At 68.4% G+C, this 17,443-nt stretch carries 16 protein-coding genes; 13 read left to right on the forward strand and 3 right to left on the reverse strand.

What is annotated here, in order from left to right; all coding sequences use genetic code 11:
* The first annotated feature begins 4 nt into the window (after positions 1 to 4).
* Genes nadB through WB461_RS10190 form a run of 3 tightly spaced genes read left to right on the forward strand, consistent with a single transcriptional unit; the run spans position 5 to position 3,613 of the window.
* Positions 5 to 1,534 (forward strand): L-aspartate oxidase, encoded by a 1,530-nt coding sequence (gene nadB, locus WB461_RS10180; protein ID WP_423852619.1) that lies wholly within the window; start codon positions 5 to 7, stop codon positions 1,532 to 1,534.
* Positions 1,535 to 1,587: 53 nt separating this feature from the next.
* Positions 1,588 to 2,430: a carboxylating nicotinate-nucleotide diphosphorylase gene (gene nadC, locus WB461_RS10185; protein ID WP_423852620.1), complete on the forward strand. Its 843-nt coding sequence runs from the start codon at positions 1,588 to 1,590 to the stop codon at positions 2,428 to 2,430.
* Positions 2,431 to 2,476: 46 nt separating this feature from the next.
* Positions 2,477 to 3,613, forward strand: a complete 1,137-nt coding sequence (locus tag WB461_RS10190; RefSeq protein ID WP_423852621.1) for a cysteine desulfurase family protein — start codon at positions 2,477 to 2,479, stop codon at positions 3,611 to 3,613.
* Between the two features lie 9 nt (positions 3,614 to 3,622).
* Here the strand turns inward: WB461_RS10190 and WB461_RS10195 are convergent, their stop codons facing one another.
* On the reverse strand, positions 3,623 to 4,945 hold the full coding sequence (locus WB461_RS10195; protein WP_423852622.1) for an aspartate aminotransferase family protein: 1,323 nt from the start codon (positions 4,943 to 4,945) through the stop codon (positions 3,623 to 3,625).
* Positions 4,946 to 5,035: 90 nt separating this feature from the next.
* Between WB461_RS10195 and WB461_RS10200 the strand changes: the two genes are divergently transcribed.
* The 7 genes from WB461_RS10200 to WB461_RS10230 all read left to right on the forward strand — a co-directional run bounded on the left by WB461_RS10200 (position 5,036) and on the right by WB461_RS10230 (position 12,529).
* On the forward strand, positions 5,036 to 6,241 hold the full coding sequence (locus tag WB461_RS10200; RefSeq protein ID WP_423852623.1) for a cysteine desulfurase family protein: 1,206 nt from the start codon (positions 5,036 to 5,038) through the stop codon (positions 6,239 to 6,241).
* A complete protein-coding gene (gene mnmA, locus WB461_RS10205; RefSeq protein ID WP_423852624.1) occupies positions 6,238 to 7,326 on the forward strand; it encodes a tRNA 2-thiouridine(34) synthase MnmA in 1,089 nt (362 codons plus the stop codon). Before WB461_RS10200 ends, mnmA begins: the two co-directional genes overlap by 4 nt.
* 36 nt (positions 7,327 to 7,362) lie before the next feature.
* Positions 7,363 to 8,337: a methionine synthase gene (locus tag WB461_RS10210; protein WP_423852625.1), complete on the forward strand. Its 975-nt coding sequence runs from the start codon at positions 7,363 to 7,365 to the stop codon at positions 8,335 to 8,337.
* A 164-nt stretch (positions 8,338 to 8,501) separates the two neighbouring features.
* Positions 8,502 to 10,622: an NAD-dependent DNA ligase LigA gene (gene ligA, locus WB461_RS10215; RefSeq protein ID WP_423852626.1), complete on the forward strand. Its 2,121-nt coding sequence runs from the start codon at positions 8,502 to 8,504 to the stop codon at positions 10,620 to 10,622.
* 55 nt (positions 10,623 to 10,677) lie between these two features.
* Positions 10,678 to 10,926, forward strand: coding sequence for a DUF1272 domain-containing protein (locus WB461_RS10220; protein ID WP_423852627.1), 249 nt, complete (start codon positions 10,678 to 10,680; stop codon positions 10,924 to 10,926).
* Entirely contained in the window at positions 10,923 to 11,582 is a 660-nt protein-coding gene (locus tag WB461_RS10225; RefSeq protein ID WP_423852628.1) for a hypothetical protein, read from the forward strand. Before WB461_RS10220 ends, WB461_RS10225 begins: the two co-directional genes overlap by 4 nt.
* A gap of 131 nt (positions 11,583 to 11,713) precedes the next feature.
* Entirely contained in the window at positions 11,714 to 12,529 is an 816-nt protein-coding gene (locus WB461_RS10230; RefSeq protein ID WP_423852635.1) for a pseudouridine synthase, read from the forward strand.
* A gap of 6 nt (positions 12,530 to 12,535) precedes the next feature.
* On the opposite strand, the gene WB461_RS10235 is transcribed toward WB461_RS10230, so the two are convergent.
* Both WB461_RS10235 and WB461_RS10240 read right to left on the reverse strand, forming a co-directional pair.
* Complete coding sequence (locus WB461_RS10235) at positions 12,536 to 12,883, reverse strand: YrdB family protein (RefSeq protein WP_423852629.1); 348 nt, start codon at positions 12,881 to 12,883, stop codon at positions 12,536 to 12,538.
* 24 nt (positions 12,884 to 12,907) lie between these two features.
* On the reverse strand, positions 12,908 to 13,747 hold the full coding sequence (locus WB461_RS10240) for an alpha/beta fold hydrolase (protein ID WP_423852630.1): 840 nt from the start codon (positions 13,745 to 13,747) through the stop codon (positions 12,908 to 12,910).
* 113 nt (positions 13,748 to 13,860) lie between these two features.
* Between WB461_RS10240 and gatC the strand changes: the two genes are divergently transcribed.
* Genes gatC through gatB form a run of 3 tightly spaced genes read left to right on the forward strand, consistent with a single transcriptional unit; the run spans position 13,861 to position 17,197 of the window.
* The gene (gene gatC, locus WB461_RS10245) at positions 13,861 to 14,172 is read left to right on the forward strand and encodes an Asp-tRNA(Asn)/Glu-tRNA(Gln) amidotransferase subunit GatC (protein WP_423852631.1); all 312 of its coding nucleotides are present in this window, start codon (positions 13,861 to 13,863) and stop codon (positions 14,170 to 14,172) included.
* A complete protein-coding gene (gatA, locus tag WB461_RS10250; RefSeq protein WP_423852632.1) occupies positions 14,169 to 15,683 on the forward strand; it encodes an Asp-tRNA(Asn)/Glu-tRNA(Gln) amidotransferase subunit GatA in 1,515 nt (504 codons plus the stop codon). The genes gatC and gatA overlap by 4 nt, the downstream gene beginning before the upstream one ends.
* Positions 15,680 to 17,197, forward strand: coding sequence for an Asp-tRNA(Asn)/Glu-tRNA(Gln) amidotransferase subunit GatB (gatB, locus tag WB461_RS10255; protein ID WP_423852633.1), 1,518 nt, complete (start codon positions 15,680 to 15,682; stop codon positions 17,195 to 17,197). The genes gatA and gatB overlap by 4 nt, the downstream gene beginning before the upstream one ends.
* The last annotated feature ends 246 nt before the right edge of the window (positions 17,198 to 17,443 follow it).

Below are 17,443 nucleotides of genomic sequence, written 5' to 3' on the forward strand. Positions count from 1 at the left end.
CGAGATGACCAGCATCATCGTCGTCGGCAGTGGTGTGGCCGGTATGACGGCAGCGCTCGAGGCGGTGGACACCCACGACGTCACGCTCCTGACCAAGGCCGACCTCGCGCAGAGCAACACCCGGTATGCCCAGGGCGGTGTCGCGGTGGTGATCGACGACCTGTCCGATCCCGGCGCACCGAAGCTCGGCGACACCGTGGCGTCACACGTCACCGACACGATGGTGGCCGGAGCCGGCATCAGTGACCAGGACACCGTGCGGATCCTGTGCGCCGAGGGTCCCGAGGCGATCGATGAGCTGATCGCACGGGGGGTCCCGTTCGACCGACACGACGGTGAGCTGTCGCACGGGCTCGAGGCGGCGCACGCGTATCCCCGCATCCTGCACGCAGGTGGCGACGCGACCGGCGCGGCGATCGCCTACGCCCTGATCGACCGCATCCGCGCCAGCGCCGTCACGATTCGTGAGCAGACCACCGTGGTCGACCTCGTGGTGGAGGGCGGAGCGTGCGTCGGCGTCAGGCTTTTCGATGGCGAAGTGCTCAGCGCCGATGTCGTGATCCTGGCGACGGGCGGAGCCGGCCAGCTGTTCCCGTACACGACCAACCCGGAGGTGGCCACCGCCGACGGACTGGGGATGGCTCTGCGAGCTGGCGCCGTCGCGGCCGACCTGGAGTTCTACCAGTTCCATCCCACGTCGCTCGACGCCCCGGGCAACTTCTTGGTCTCCGAGGCCGTCAGAGGAGAAGGTGCAGTCCTGATCGACGTGCAGGGACGGCGCTTCATGCTCGACGTGCACCCCGATGCCGACCTGGCCCCCCGCGATGTGGTCGCCCGTGGCATCGCCCAGCAGATGTCCCTGCAGCCTGGCGTCTCGGTGCGTCTGGATGCCACCGCGCTCGGCGCTGACTTCCTGGCCCGGCGCTTCCCCAACATCGACGCGGCCTGCCGTGCGCAAGGATTCGACTGGGGCGTGGTGCCGATCCCCGTGACGCCGGCCGCCCACTACTACATGGGGGGCATCCGCACGGACGAGTGGGGACGCACCTCGATCCCAGGCCTCTACGCGGTCGGCGAGGTGGCCTGCAACGGCCTGCACGGCGCCAACCGGCTGGCATCCAACTCGCTGCTCGAGGGTGCGGTCTACGGCACCCGCGCCATCCAGGCCCTCGTCGACCCGCCACCCGCCATGCCCTACGACGAGCAGTGGCAGGAGCCGATCGAGCTCGACCTGTCCGAGGATCCCGATGCGCAGGACGTGAGCCGCACCGATCTGCAGCAGGTCATGTGGGATGCCGCGGGTCTCGCACGGAATGCGAGCGATCTCGAGCTGGCCGCTGCCGAGCTCGCCCGGTGGAAGTCGCCCGAGGTCACCGATGCCAAGTCCGCCGAGGACGCCAATCTGCTCACCGTTGCGCGGGCCGTCGTCGCAAGCGCCCTGGCCCGCCGGGAGTCGCGCGGCGGGCACTACCGGACCGATTTTCCCCTGACCGATCCCGACCAGGCCAGACACTCCGCGATCGTGGCGAGATGACTCTACGGACCTCAGCATGAGCACATCACCAGACGCGACGAAGGGGAGCGAGCATGCTTGAACGCCGACACGTCCAGCGGATCGTCGACATGGCGCTGGAGGAGGATGCGCCGTTCGGTGATCTGACCTCGCAGACGCTCGTGCCGGAGTCTGCCGTGGCGCATGCGGAGCTGATTGCTCGCGAGCCCGGCGTGTTGGCCGGGGCTGAGGTCTTCGCGATCGCCATGACGACGCTCGACGCATCCGTGGTGGTCACGGCCTTGGTGGCTGACGGCGAGCGATTCGAGCGAGGAGCGATCCTCGCTCGCATCGTGGGTCCGGCCCAATGGGTTCTGCAGGCCGAGCGGATCGCGCTCAATCTGGTGCAACGGATGACCGGCATCGCAACGCTCACCGCGACGTACGTCGACGCGGTCGCCGGCACGGGCGCACGCGTTGTCGACACCCGCAAGACCACGCCGGGACTTCGGGCACTCGAGCGGCACGCGGTGCGCTGCGGCGGCGGGCACAACCACCGCTATTCGCTGTCCGACGCTGTCATGGCCAAGGACAACCACCTCGCGATGCTCACCGACATCACCGCTGCGCTCCGGCAGGCCCGGAGCGACCTCCCGCACACGACGCACATCGAGGTGGAGGTCGACCGCCTCGACCAGCTGGACGCGGTGCTCGAGTCGGGAGCGGCGGACACGATCATGCTCGACAACTTCGGCCTGGACGACCTGCGTGCCGGAGTCACGAAGATCGACGGGCGCGCGCTGGTCGAGGCCAGCGGCGGCGTCACGCTCGACACGATCGGTGGCATCGCCCGCACGGGGGTCGACATCATCTCGGTCGGCGCGCTGACTCACAGTGCCCGGGCGCTCGACCTCGGGCTCGACATCACGGTGTCATGAGATCAACGAGCCGCCGAGCGACGGACCTGCTGGCGAGGACGTCGAGATGATCTACCTCGACGAGGCAGCCACGACGCCCCTGCGGCGCGAGGTGCTGGAGGCGATGTGGCCGTACTTCGGTCCTGACTTCGGCAATCCGTCGAGCCACCACGAGGTTGGCGAGTCCGCTAGCCGCGCGCTCAGTCAGGCCCGGGCGGACGTGGCGCAGGCGGTCGGGGCGCGTCCGTCGGAGATCACCTTCACGTCGGGGGGGACCGAGTCCGACAACGCCGCGATCAAGGGCATCGCTCTCGCGGCGCCGCGCGGCAGGCACGTCATCGTGTCCGCGATCGAGCATCCGGCAGTGCTGGAGTCGGCCGAGTTCTTGTCCCGGCTCGGCTTCGAGGTCACGGAGCTCGGCGTGGATTCGGCCGGAACGGTGCGGCCGGGGGACCTGACCGCGGCACTGCGGGATGACACGACGCTGGTGAGCATCCAGTACGCCAACAACGAAGTCGGCACGATCCAACAGATCGAGACGCTGAGTCGGATCGCCGCACAGCGCGGCGCGCCGTTCCACACCGATGCGGTGCAGGCAGCCGGCTGGCTGGACCTGGACGTTGCACGGCTCGGCGTCCAGTCCATGAGCATCTCGGGGCACAAGCTCGGCGCGCCCAAGGGCGTTGGCCTCCTGTATCTCGCGCGCGGCACACGCATCGAGCCGTTGATCCACGGCGGCGGACAGGAGTCGGGCCGGCGGTCAGGGACCGAGAATGTCGCTGCGGCCGTCGGCATGGCTGCTGCGCTACGCCTGGTGGGTGGGTCGATCGATGAAGTGGTCGGGCGCCGTGACGCGTTCATCGACAGGGTGCTTGCCGAGGTGCCCGGCGCGATCCTGACGGGGGAGAGGCATCATCGGCTCCCCGGCAGTGCATCGTTCGTCTTCCCAGGCATCAATGGTGAGACGATCCTCCTCGAGCTCGAGGCCCATGGGGTCGTCTGCTCCAGCGGCTCGGCCTGCGCCGCGGGTAGCGACGAACCCTCGCACGTGCTCACGGCGATGGGCCTGGACGCAGACGTCGCGCAGACCGCGGTGCGCTTCACCTTCGGGCGGTCGACGACGACCGAAGACCTCGACAACGCGGCGTCGAGACTCGTCGATGCCGTGGGCGTCGTCAGCGGCCGCGGCGCGAGACCGTCCTGACCGCAGTCGTCACCCGATGTGACGATCGCCCAGCGCCAAGGCCTGGTCCAGGATGTCCAGGCCCCGCCGAGCGTCGTCGTCACTGATGGTGCACGGCGGGACGACATGGATCCGGTTGAAGTTGGCGAACGGCAGCAGACCTGCCTGCTTGCACGCGCCGAGGATCTCGCCCATCGCCGGACTGCTGCCGCCGTACGGTGCAAGCGGCTCACGGGTGACAGGATCGGAGACGAGCTCTATCGCCCAGAACACGCCCAGACCACGAATCTCGCCCACGCAGTCATGTCGCTGCGCGATCGCTGCGAGGGCGGGTCCGATGACATCGGTGCCGAGCCGTGCTGCGTTCTGGACGATGCCCTCGTCCTCCATGGCTGTCATCGTGGCCACGGCCGCCGCAGCAGCCAGCGGGTGCCCCGAGTAGGTCAGTCCGCCCGGGTAGGGGCGGTGCGCGAAGGTCTCGGCGATGGCCTCGTTGATCACCACGCCGCCGAGGGGGACGTAGCCGGAGTTGACGCCCTTGGCAAAGGTGATCAGATCGGGAACGATGTCGAAGTGGTCGATCGCGAGCCACGCTCCGGTGCGACCGAAGCCGCACATGACCTCGTCGGCGATCAGCACGATGCCATGCTCGTCGCACAGTCTGCGCACGCCGGTGAGATAGCCCGGCGGAGGAACCATGATGCCCGAGGTGCCGGGCACGGTCTCCAGGATGATGGCCGCGATCGTCGCCGGGCCTTCATGCTCGATGGTGTGGCGGAGGTGCTCCAGAGCACGATCGCACTCATCCTGCTGTGACGCGGAGTGGAACTCCGAGCGGTACAGGAATGGACCGAAGAAGTGCACGGTGCCGGCCGTGGCGGTGTCGCTGGCCCAACGCCGCGGGTCGCCCGTCACGTTGACCGCGGTGTGGGTTCCGCCGTGGTACGAGCGGTACGCCGACATGATCTTGTGCCGTCCGGTGTGCAGGCGTGCCATCCGGGTGGCGTGCTCGACGGCCTCCGCGCCCCCGTTCGTGAAGAACACCTTGTCGAGTCCCGGCGGCGTCCGCTCGGCGATCATGCGCGCTGCCTCGGAGCGCTGCTCGTTGGCGTGCACCGGAGAGATCGTGCAGAGCCGGGCTGCCTGTTCCTGGATGGCCGCGACCACCTTGGGATGCCCGTGCCCGATGTTGGTGAAGACCAGCTGGCTGGAGAAGTCGAGATAGCGGGTGCCGTCCTCGTCCCAGATCTCGCTGCCCTTGGCACCGGTGATGACCATCGGCGTGATCTCGGCCTGGGCGGACCAGGAGTGGAAGACGTGGGCGCGGTCCAGGTCGTACGTCCGGCTGCTCATGACTTCGATGGTAGGGCCGCGCTCCGGTCGACGCGGTACGGAGACGGGACCGGAACGGCGTCACCGGGGGCGGGCTACGATTGTTGAGCGATGAACGACTCGGACGGCACCGTCTACCTCGACCATGCGGCGACGACGCCGATGGTCCCTGAGGCGATCGCGGTGATGGCGGACCAGCTGGCGCTGACCGGCAATGCTTCGTCCCTGCACGCCTCGGGCCGCACCGCCCGGCGCACCGTCGAGGAGGCCCGTGAGCTGATCGCGGAACGCTTCGGAGCCCGCCCCAGTGAGGTCGTGTTCTGCTCCGGCGGCACCGAGGCCAACAATCTGGCGATCAAGGGCCTGTACTGGTCGCGACGGGCCCAGGATCCTGCGCGCAACCGCATCGTGTTCAGCTCGATCGAGCATCACGCACTGCTCGACCCGGTCACCTGGTTGGCCAAGCACGAGGGCGCCGAGATCGACATGACGCCGGTCGACACCGCCGGGCGCATCCGGGTGGCCGAGCTGCGGGCAAGCGTCGAGCGCGATCCGTCAACGGTCTCGGCCATCACCACGATGTGGGCCAACAACGAGATGGGCACGATCCAGCCGGTGGCCGACGTCGTCGAGATCGCCAGGGCGCACGACATCCCGGTGCACAGCGACGCCGTGCAGGCGGCCGGCTACCTCCCGCTCGACTTCACCGCCAGCCGGCTCGACGCCATGACGATCACGGCGCACAAGCTGGGCGGACCGGTCGGCGTCGGGGCGCTGCTGATCCGCCGCGAGATCGATGCCACCCCCCTGCTGCACGGGGGCGGTCAGGAGCGCGACCTGCGCTCCGGCACGGTCAGCGTCCCACTGATCGCCGCGTTCGCGGCGGCGGTCGACGTGACGCTCGGCCGCCAGGCCGAGACCGTCGATCGGATCGAAGGGCTGCGCCGCAGGCTCGTCGAAGGCATCGTGCGGGTCGTACCGGATGCCATCATCAACGGCGATCACAGCCCCGGCCCCGACCACCGCCTGCCCAACATCGCGCACGTCACGTTTCCCGGGTGCGAGGGCGACGCGATGCTGATGTTGCTGGACGCCCAGGGCATCGAGTGCTCGACAGGGTCGGCGTGCGCCGCTGGGGTGCCGCAGCCGAGTCATGTCCTGCTCGCCATGGGTTACGACGACGTCGCGGCCCGCGGATCGCTGCGTTTCAGCCTCGGTCACACCTCGACCGAGGCCGACGTCGACCGACTTCTCGCTGCGCTGCCCGCGGTGCACCAACGAGCCCAGCGAGCCAGCCTCGTACGGAGCACCTCATGAGGATCATCGCCGCGATGTCCGGCGGGGTCGACTCCGCCGTCGCGGCCGCACGTGCCGTGGACGCGGGTCACGACGTGACCGGGGTGCACCTCGCACTGAGCCGCAATCCACGATCGTACCGATCGGGGGCTCGCGGCTGCTGCTCGATCGAGGATGCTGGCGACGCCCGCCGCGCCGCCGACCAGCTGGGCATTCCCTTCTACGTGTGGGACATGAGCGAGGAGTTCGCCGACGACGTGGTGGAGGACTTCATCGCGGAGTACACCGCTGGCCGGACACCCAATCCGTGTCTGCGCTGCAACGAGAAGATCAAGTTCGCCGCGGTGCTCGACCGGGCCCTCGCGCTGGGGTTCGACGCGGTCGCGACCGGGCACTACGCCCAGCTCGAGACTGCGCCCGACGGCACGATCGAGATGCACAGGGCGATCGACATGGGCAAGGATCAGTCGTACGTCCTGGGCGTCCTGACGCAGGATCAGCTGGCGCACTCGCTGTTCCCGCTCGGCGACACGGCCAAGGACATCGTGCGGGCCGAGGCAGCGCGGCGCGGCATCCAGGTTGCCCAGAAGCCTGACAGCCACGACATCTGCTTCATTCCCGACGGTGACAACGCAGGCTGGCTGGCCGACAAGCTGGGGCCCAGGCCCGGCACGATCGTCGACGAGGACGGTGACGTCCTGCGGGAACACGACGGTGCGTACGCCTTCACGATCGGCCAGCGTCGCGGGCTCCGGCTCGGCATCCCGGCCGACGACGGCAAACCACGGTTCGTGCTCGACATCGAGCCGGTCAGTGGCACGGTGACGGTGGGACCGCGCGAAGCGTTGGCCGTCGACATGCTCGAGTGCATCAAGCCGCTGTGGTGTGGATCGGCTCCTGAGGACGATCTCGACTGCACCGTCCAGCTGCGGGCACATGGCGACGAGCATCGCGCGACAATTTGCGTGTCGGACGGTGACGTGCGGGTGGAGCTGCACGATCCGGCCAGCGGCATCGCACCCGGCCAGGCCTGTGTCATCTACGCTGGCACCCGTGTCGTCGGGTCTGCGACCATCTCGTCGACCTCCCGCGTGGCTGTGAGCTAGGTCGGGCCACACCACCCCCACCAGCGAAGGAACGTCATGGCGTCAGCCACCGGTATCGGCTCGATGCCCGGGACGGACTTTGTCGAGTCGCTGCGCATCGTCCTGGGAGAGGTCGGCGATCTCCCTTACGTCCCGGAGCTGCCGGCTCGGGGGGTCCACGCGGGCATGATCGGACGGACCCTCGCGGTTCTCGTGGGGCTTGATGCCGATCTGCAGCCTGACGGCTGGCGCATCGGGGTGGGTGAAGGTGCTGATCTGAGACGGGCTCGCTCGCTCCTGGCGCAGGATCTTGATGTCGCCGAGGAGCTCGCCGGTACGCACGCAGGTCAGCTCAAGCTGCAGGTCACCGGGCCGTTGACGCTCGCTGCGACCGTCGAACGGCCGCGGGGGGACAAGATGCTCGCCGATCACGGCGCCCGGCGCGAGATCGCCGAGTCGCTCGCCGAGGGTGTGCGCACCCACATCGCCGACGCCCAGCGCCGCTTCGCGCACGCTGAGCTCGTCGTCCAGGTCGACGAGCCGGCGATCGCCGCGGTTCTCGGTGGCGGGATCCCGACCGCGAGCGGCTTCTCGCGGCACCGCAGCGTCCGGCCGCCAGAGGCCGACGAGCTGTTGCGCCTGGTGGTCGATGCCATCCGCGACGCAGGCGCGCGTCCGGTCGTGCACTCGTGTGCGCCCGACGTACCGGTCGCGCTGCTCGCCGGCGCCGGATTCGCAGCGATCTCCTTCGACCTCGCACTGGCTCGGCCTGACGACGTGTGGGCCGAGACATTCGAGCAGGGCGTCGACCTGTGGTGCGGCCTCGTGCCCCCGACGGATGCGCAGGACGTCGGAGCGCGGGAGCTGGCGGCCCGCGTCACGGCGTTCTTCGGGCACTTCGGGTTCGACAGCGAGGCATACGCCGACCGGCTGGTCGTGAGCCCGACGTGTGGTCTCTCGGGGGCATCCCCGGCCTGGGGGCGCACGGCGCTGGTGACCTCGGCCCTCGTGGCCGGCCGGCTGGAGGGCTGAGCGGGTCGAAGATACGGTCTGGACCATGGGTGTGCGCCGGTTCTTCGCCCGCGACCCGATCGGCGTGGTGCTCAACGTCCTCGGTCACCCCTGACTTGTCGGCATGCCGGTCTCCTCACCGTCTCGTCGCGCAGAGTGTCGCCGCGCGGCGATAAAGTCGGCTCATGGCCACCGACGACGAGCTCAGGCAGCAGCACAAGGAGCTGGCCGAGACGATCGAGGAGCATCGCCAGCACTACCACCGCGATGACGCCCCGACGATCTCCGATGGTGAGTACGACCGGCTGATCCGCGAGCTCAAGGAGATCGAGGAGCAGGTGCCCGAGCTCCGCACGCCGGACTCTCCGACCCAGCAGGTCGGGGGGATGATCTCGTCGACGTTCGAACCCTACGAGCATCGCGAACGCCTCATGAGCCTGGACAACGCGTTCTCGACCGAGGAGCTCGAGGCGTGGCACGCGCGGATCGTGCGTGATGGCGTCGACGATGCCGAGTTCCTGTGCGAGCTCAAGGTCGACGGGCTCGCGATCTCGCTGACGTACGAGAACGGCCGGCTCACGCGCGGCGTCACGCGCGGCGACGGACGGGTGGGCGAGGACGTCACCAACAACGTCCGCACGATCAAGGTCATCCCACACCAGCTCACCGAGTCGGCGGCTCACCCCGTTCCGGCGTACGTCGAGGTCCGTGGTGAGGTGTTCTTCCCGACCAAGGAGTTCGAGGAGTTCAACACGGCCTGGGCCGAGTCTGGAAAGACCCCGTTTTCCAACCCGCGCAATGCCGCGGCGGGCACCTTGCGGATGAAGGACTCCTCTGTCACGGCCGGCCGGCCCTTGTCGATGGTGTGCCACGGCCTCGGCCATCGCGAGGGGTTCACGCCGGCACGGCAGAGCGAGGCGTACGACGCGCTCAAGGCGTGGGGCCTTCCGACGAGCGATCGCGCGAAGGTCGTGCCGGACCTCGAGGCGGTCGAGGAGTTCATCGACTACTACGGCCAACACCGCCACGACGTGGTCCACGAGATCGACGGCGTCGTCGTCAAAGTCGACCAGGTTGACCTCCAGCGCCGGCTCGGGTCGACCTCGCGGGCCCCGCGCTGGGCCATCGCGTGGAAATACCCGCCCGAGGAGGTCAACACCCGCCTCCTCGACATCACGGTCAACGTCGGCCGCACGGGGCGGGTCACCCCGTTCGGCGTCATGGAGCCAGTGCGCGTCGCTGGCTCGACGGTGCAGATGGCGACGCTGCACAACCAGCACGAGGTCAAGCGCAAGGGCGTCCTGATCGGCGACATGGTCGTCCTGCGGAAGGCGGGCGACGTCATTCCCGAGATCGTGGGCCCCGTCGTGGCCCTGCGCGACGGCTCCGAGCGCGAGTTCGTCATGCCGACCGAGTGCCCATCCTGCGGCACCCCGCTGGCTCCGACGCGCGAGGGCGACAAGGACATTCGCTGCCCCAACACCCGCTCGTGTCCGTCCCAGCTGCGTGAGCGACTGACGCACGTCGGCGGTCGTGGGGCGTTCGACATCGAGGTCTTCGGGTGGGAAGGCGCCACGGCCCTCCTGGATGCCGGGGTGCTGACCGACGAGGGCGGCCTGTTCTCGCTGACCGAGGAGCAGTTGCTGCAGGTGCCGCTCTACACACGGGCAGCCAAGAAGTCCGAGCTCGCTGCCGGCGCGGGGAATCGGGTGCTCAGCGCCAACGGCACGGCTCTGCTCGACAACCTGCAGAAGGCCAAGACCCAGCCGTTGTGGCGGGTCCTGGTCGCGTTGTCGATCCGTCACGTCGGGCCGACCGCCGCTCGCGCGCTCGCCACCCACTTCGCCACGATGGACGCGATCCAGGCAGCCTCGCTTGAGACGCTGTCGACCGTCGACGGCGTCGGTCCGACGATCGCCGAGGCGATGATCGAGTGGTTCGCGGTCGACTGGCACGAGGGCATCGTGCGGCAGTGGAAGGACGCCGGCGTGGTCATGGAGGACCAGCGGGATGAGTCGATCGTCCGCACCCTCGAAGGATTGACAGTCGTCGTGACGGGTTCGCTCGAACGCTTCACCCGCGACTCCGTCAAGGAGACGATCATCGCCCACGGGGGCAAGGCCTCGGGTTCGGTTTCCAAGAAGACCGACTATGTCGTGGTGGGGGAGTCGGCCGGGAGCAAGGCCGACAAGGCCGAGCAGCTCGGCGTCGCGATGCTCGACGAGGCGGGCTTTGAGGATCTGCTCGCCAACGGTCCGCCGGTCCAGACCGAGACGGACGAGGATGGGCGAGTCGGACAGGAGTGAGTCGAGGCGCCCGAAACGCACGGCGGTCGGACGGTACGCGCACCATACTGATTTCATGCTAGATATCCGACCCAGCTGCGAATGCTGCGATCGCGACCTGGATCCGACGGCCCGTGGAGTGCTGATCTGCTCGTACGAGTGCACCTGGTGCCGGACCTGCGCAGAGGAGGTCCTGCGCGGGACGTGCCCGAACTGCGGCGGAGAGCTGGTCCGTCGGCCAGTGCCCTCACCCGCACGGCTGGTTGCTCATCCACCGTCGACGACACGAGTGTTCAACCCGGACTGCCTGGCGGCGCACGGATGAACGACGACGACTTCCTCGTGGCGCTCCAGGCGGCGTTCGATGCCAATGACCCGTCGGACGGCATTGATCGAGCGGATGGCTACGGGCGAGATCACCGGATCGAATCGGTACGCGTCGTCGAGTCCGACGACGGGTTCGACGATCTCGAAGTGAGGGTGCGAACAGGTCGCCGGGTGGTCACTGCTCGGGTGTTGTTCGACTCGCCGTGGCGCGCGGCGAGCGGACTCGACGAGGTCGGCGCCTACGCGGCATACGTCGCGGCGAGATGGTCGACAGCGGCCGACGTCGGCCAGCCGGCCGGCTCAGCGGTCAACGTCGGCCAGCCCGAGGGCCTCGAGCAGACGCTCAAGCGTGGGTACACCGATGTGAGTCATCCGGCTTCGGAGATCGCGACCGCTGTCGATGCCGTAGGCGAACCATTTTCAGTTCACGCCACCGAGCAGGAGTGGCACGACTTCCTCGCGAGCCACGGGCCTGCCGCCAGCGCGACCTTGGACACGCTGATCACGGGGCGCTGGGACGACGAGAGCCACATCGTGTACTTCCGCGGAGCATTCCACCGCTCCATCCGCGCGGAGCTGCCGCCGGTTCGAAGCATGTTGCTGCGGGGTACGCGCGTGGCCAGCGCCGAGGCTGATCTCGCTCCTGAGCGCTGAGATCACTTCTCTCGGGCGCGTAGCATCATCGAGTGCCTCCCCGTTCACCCCTGCCGCCGAGACACGGGCTCGACGCGGCCTGGCTGCGCACTCCGGACCGCGATCGTCCACGCCCCGAGGCGTGGGCGACGATGGGTGCCTGGCTGCGTCATCGCCTGCCCGACTGGGTCGAGGTGACGCAGATGCTGGCGGCCCAACGCTTTGTCTATGCAGACGGGCGGGCCGTCGCCGACGACCACGTGTACGAGCCCCACACCTTCGTGTGGTTCCACCGCGAGCTGGTCGACGAGGTCGAGGTGCCCGGGCGGATCGTCGTGCTGCACCGGGACGAACGGCTCATCGTGGTCGACAAGCCGGCCTTTCTGTCGACGATCCCGCGGGGGCGACACGTGCGCCAGAGCGTCGTGGTGCGGTTGCGCGCAGAGCTGGGTCTGCCGGAGCTGTCTCCCTTGCACCGGCTGGATCGGGTGACCTCCGGGCTGCTGCTGCTGGCCACCGAGCGCCGCTGGCGCGGCGCGTACCAGACGCTGTTCCAGGCGGGGGCAGTTCACAAGACCTACCGGGCACTTGCACCGTTGCAGCCGGGCCTGGAGCTGCCCGTCGTCGTACGCGATCACCTGACGAAGCGCCGGGGGACGTGGCAGGCCGAGGTCGTCCCTGGCGCACCGGTCAATGCCGAGACTCGGGTCGAGCTGGAGTCGCGGCTCGATGGGCTCGGCGTCTACCGACTTATCCCACGGACCGGACGGACGCATCAGCTGCGTCTGCACCTGCACGGCCTGGGCATCCCGATCGTCGATGATCCGCTGTACCCGCACGTGCGAGACATCGCCACGGACGACTTCAGCCGGCCCCTGCAGCTGCTGGCCGCCGAGCTTGACTTCGTCGACCCGTTCGACGGGTCACACCGTGCGTTTCGCAGCGGACTGCAGCTCCCGCTGCGCTGAACGACCTCAGGCGGTGTCGCGTGCCAGCGCGGCGAACACCGCGATCGCCACGGCGGCGAAACCAACGCCCCACCACGCGAGCCCGCCCGCCGCGGCGTACAGCGCCACGGTCAGGAACAGCATGATCTGCACCACGAGGCGGGTGGGGTTGTCCAGCCGGCGCATCGAGTTCGGCGCCATCCACTGTGCCCAGATGCCGATGGCGACGAAGGCGAGGAAGGCACCCAGTGCCCAGCCGCGCCAACCACCGGCGAGGCCGTGCCCGGCGAACAACAGCAGCACCAGCATCGCAACCTCGACGAAGAACGCCACGGCATCCAGGATGCCGACGTCGTCGGGCTTCTGCGGTGGCATGAGCACCAGCGTAGACGGGCGTCGTCACAGCCCGATGCGTCGGGCGATGCTTGCGGACAGCTCGACCGGCCGTTCGTCGGGCACCCAGTGGCTGACCCCCTCGAACACCTCCAGCTCGTAGGGACCGGTGACGAATCGCTGGGTGAGCTCCGCGCAGCGACGTCCCAGCGCGGCGTCGCCGTCGCTCCAGATGTAGGTCGTGGGAACCGAGACCCGGCGGCGAAATCCGCCGCCACCGGCCAGCGGGAGCGACCGGTAGTAGCCCAGCCCTCCCTGCAGGGCGCCGGCGGCGATGATTTCGGAGCGAAACGTCTGGATCATCGACGGCGTCATGCCCGCCGCACCCAGCATCTTCTCCCCGAGGCCGCCGGGCCTACTCAGCAACCACTCGGGCAGAAGCGGCAGCTGGAACAGCGCCATGTAGTACGACTTCAGGATCTGTGCGCTGCTGAACAGCGATGCGATGAAGGCACCGGGGTGCGGGACCGACACCGCAGTCAACGATCGGACCGACGAGGGATGGTTCGCCGCGACGCTCCAGGCGACGGCTGCACCCCAGTCGTGTCCGACCAGGTGGACCGGTGATCCGATCCGCTCGATCAGAGCCATGACATCGGAGACCAGGTCGGTTATGCGGTAGGCGAACCGCGAGCGTGGACGGGCGCCGGGGGAGTAGCCACGCTGGTCCAGTGCGTACGTCCGCAGTCCGTGTGCGTGCAGGGCCTCCGACACGACGTTCCATGACGACGGACGCTGCGGGAAGCCGTGCAGCAGCACGACCGGGTCCCCGTGGATCGGGCCACTGTCGATCACCCCGAACGTCAGGCCACCGGTGCTGAACTGGCTGATTCGCTGCTCGCTCATGGCCGCATCGTCGCAGACGATCGAGGCATCGGGAGCGTTTGACACCCGCGCATCCCGCGACGTGACGGTGACTAGGATGGATCGGTATCCCCGACCCCACCGCAAGGATCCGTATGTCTGAGCCCGCCCAGGGTATTTCGCGAGCCGATGTCGCCCATCTGGCCGGCCTCGCTCGCATCGATCTCAGCGACGCCGAGCTCGATCACCTCGCCTCCGAGCTGCCCGCGATTCTCGAGCACGTGGCAAGCGTTCAGCAGGCCGCTGGAGACGATGTCGACGCGATGAGCCATCCCGTGCCGGTCGACAACGTGTTCCGCGAGGACGTCGTGGTGCCCTGTCTGTCACCGGAGGAGGCGCTCGCCGCCGCTCCGGCATCAGACCAGCAGCGATTCCTGGTGCCCAAGATCTTGGGAGAGGAAGCATGAACGCCGACCTCACGCGGGCGACCGCCGACCAGCTCGCCCGCTCGCTCGCGGCCAAGGACGTGAGCTCGGTCGAGATCACCCAGGCCAACCTCGATCGCATCGCGGCGGTCGACGGTGATCTGCACGCCTTCCTGCACGTCGACGCCGAGGGCGCTCTCGCCGTCGCGGCTGACATCGACGCGCGCAGAGCCGCGGGGGAGCAGCTGTCCTACCTGGCCGGCGTCCCGATCGCGGTCAAGGACGTGCTCGCAACCAAGGGTCTGCCGACGACCTGTGGATCCAAGATCCTCGACGGCTGGATCCCGCCGTACGACGCGACCGTGACGGCCCGGCTCAAGGCGGCCGGGTTGCCGATTCTCGGCAAGACCAACATGGACGAGTTCGCGATGGGCTCCTCGACCGAGCACTCGGCCTACGGCCCCACCCGCAACCCGTGGGACCGCACCCGAGTCCCGGGTGGTTCGGGTGGCGGCTCAGCCGCCGCGGTCGCAGCCTTCGAGGCGCCACTGGCGATCGGGACCGACACCGGTGGATCGATTCGCCAGCCTGGTGCTCTGACCGGCACCGTCGGCGTCAAGCCGACCTACGGCGGAGTCAGCCGGTACGGCCTCGTCGCGATGGCGAGCAGTCTGGACCAGGCCGGACCGGTCACCCGCACGGTCCTCGATGCGGCACTGCTGCACGAGCTCATCGGCGGTCACGATCCGATGGACTCCACGAGCATTCCCGAGCCTGTCCCCGGTGTGGTCGCGGCGGCTCGCCGAGCCAACGTCAAGGGGCTGCGAATCGGCATCGTCAAGGAGCTTGGCGGCGAGGGCTTCCAGGCCGGTGTCCGAGCCCGTTTCGACGAAGCCGTCGAGCTGCTCACCTCGGCCGGCGCCGAGGTGGTCGAGGTGTCGATCCCGAGCCTTGAATACGCACTCGGTGCGTACTACTTGGTGATGCCGAGCGAGGCGAGCAGCAACCTCGCCAAGTTCGATGCCATGCGCTACGGCGTCCGGGTGCCGCCTGCGGGGGTCTTGGATCCAAGCGCGGAGCAGGTCATGGCTTCCAGCCGCGACGCCGGATTCGGTGACGAGGTCAAGCGCCGCATCATCCTGGGCACGTACGCACTGTCCAGCGGCTACTACGATGCCTACTACGGTTCGGCGCAGAAGGTGCGCACGATCCTGGCCCGCGACTTCGCGGCAGCCTTCGCCGACGTCGACGTCCTGGTGTCACCGACGTCTCCCACCACCGCCTACGCGCTGGGCGACAAGCTCGATGACCCCCTCGCGATGTATCTCGGCGACGTGGCCACGATCCCCGCCAACCTGATCGGGATCCCGGGTCTGTCCCTTCCGGTGGGCCTGGCGACCGAGGACGGACTTCCGGTCGGTCTGCAGTTCCTGGCGCCGCAGAAGGCCGACGATCGGCTCTACAACGCCGGTGCCGCGCTCGAACGACTCCTCGAGGACAAATGGGGCCACACCCTGATCGCCCAGGCGCCCGAGCTGGAGGTGGCCCGATGAGCACCCGTCATGATTCGAGCAGCGAGACCCTGGTCCCGTTCGACGAGGCGCTGACCCGCTACGACCCGGTCATGGGCCTGGAGATCCACATCGAGCTCAACACCGCGACCAAGATGTTCTGCGGCTGCCCGACCGAGTTCGGTGCGGAGCCCAACACCCAGGTGTGCCCGATCTGCCTGGCGCTTCCCGGCGCACTCCCGGTCGTCAACGCCAAGGCCATCGAGTCCGCGATCCGCATGGGTCTGGCCCTCAACTGCGAGATCGCGACGTGGTGCAGGTTCGCACGCAAGAACTACTTCTATCCCGACATGCCCAAGAACTTCCAGACCTCGCAGTACGACGAGCCCATCGCTTTCGACGGCTACGTCGATGTGGAGGTCGATGGCCAGTCCTACCGGATCGAGATCGAGCGGGCGCACATGGAGGAGGACACCGGCAAGGCCCTCCACGTGGGTGGCTCCACCGGCCGCATCCATGGGGCCGACTTCTCGCTGGTCGACTACAACCGGGCGGGGATTCCGTTGATCGAGATCGTCACCCGCACGATCGAGGTGACGCCCGAGAAGGCACCGGCTGTCGCCCGCGCGTACGTCTCGCACGTCCGCGACCTGATCGGCGGCCTCGGCGTCTCCGACGTGAGGATGGATCAGGGCTCGTTGCGGGCCGACGTCAACCTCTCGCTCAAGCCCAAGGGATCTGAGGTGCTCGGTACCCGATCGGAGACCAAGAACGTCAACTCGTTCCGGTCTGTCGAGCGGGCGGTGCGGTACGAGATCTCCCGCCACGCCGGCATCCTGGACGCTGGCGGCGCAGTCGTGCAGGAGACCCGGCACTTCCAGGAGGACACCGGCACGACGCTGTCGGGTCGGGAGAAGTCCGATGCGGACGACTACCGATACTTCCCCGAACCCGATCTTGCGCCGGTCTCACCGTCGCGCGAGTGGGTCGAGGAGCTGAGGTCGACTCTGCCAGAGCCGCCGGCCGTACGCCGTTCCCGGCTGCAGGCCGACTGGGGATTCTCGGACCTCGACATGCGCGACACCATCGGAGCAGGTGCACTCGACCTGATCGTCGCGACGGTCGAGGCCGGCACGACGCCCCAGTCGGCCAAGAAGTGGTGGCTCGGCGAGATGGCTCGGCGAGCCAACGAGACCGGCCATGACCTCGACGCGCTGGGCATCTCGCCCGTCCAGGTTGCCGAGATCCAGGCCCTGATCGATGCGGGACGGATCAACGACAAGCTCGCCCGCTCGGTCTTCGATGGTGTCATCAGTGGTGAGGGTTCACCCGAGGAGGTCATTGTCGAGCGGCGACTGGAGATCGTCTCGGACGAGGGGGCCCTCAGCGAAGCCGTCGACCGGGCCATCGCGGGTGATCCGGATGCAGCGCAGAAGATTCGCGATGGCAACCTCGGGGTCGCCGGCGCACTGATCGGTGCGGTCATGAAGGAGATGCGGGGACAGGCCGACGCCGGTCGCGTGCGCGAGCTGATCCTGCAGAAGCTCACGTCCTGACCCTGTGCGTGCGCTGTGAAAACGGCGATCGAGCAGTGACCACCTCGGTGGCCGGTTAGAGTTGATCGGGGAGGGAAACCCGTGACACTGACTGACGATCTTGACGATCCCGGAATCGTCGCTGCATGGCACCGACAGGCGCGCCTGTGGTTCAGCGGCGTCTTCCTGACTTTGGTGTTCGCGACCATCGTGACCGACTCGTTCGGGATGGATGCGGTGGTCGCGCTGCTGGGCGTCGGCGTGGCG

This window comes from Aeromicrobium sp. (assembly GCF_049587115.1).
GTDB lineage: Bacteria > Actinomycetota > Actinomycetes > Propionibacteriales > Nocardioidaceae > Aeromicrobium.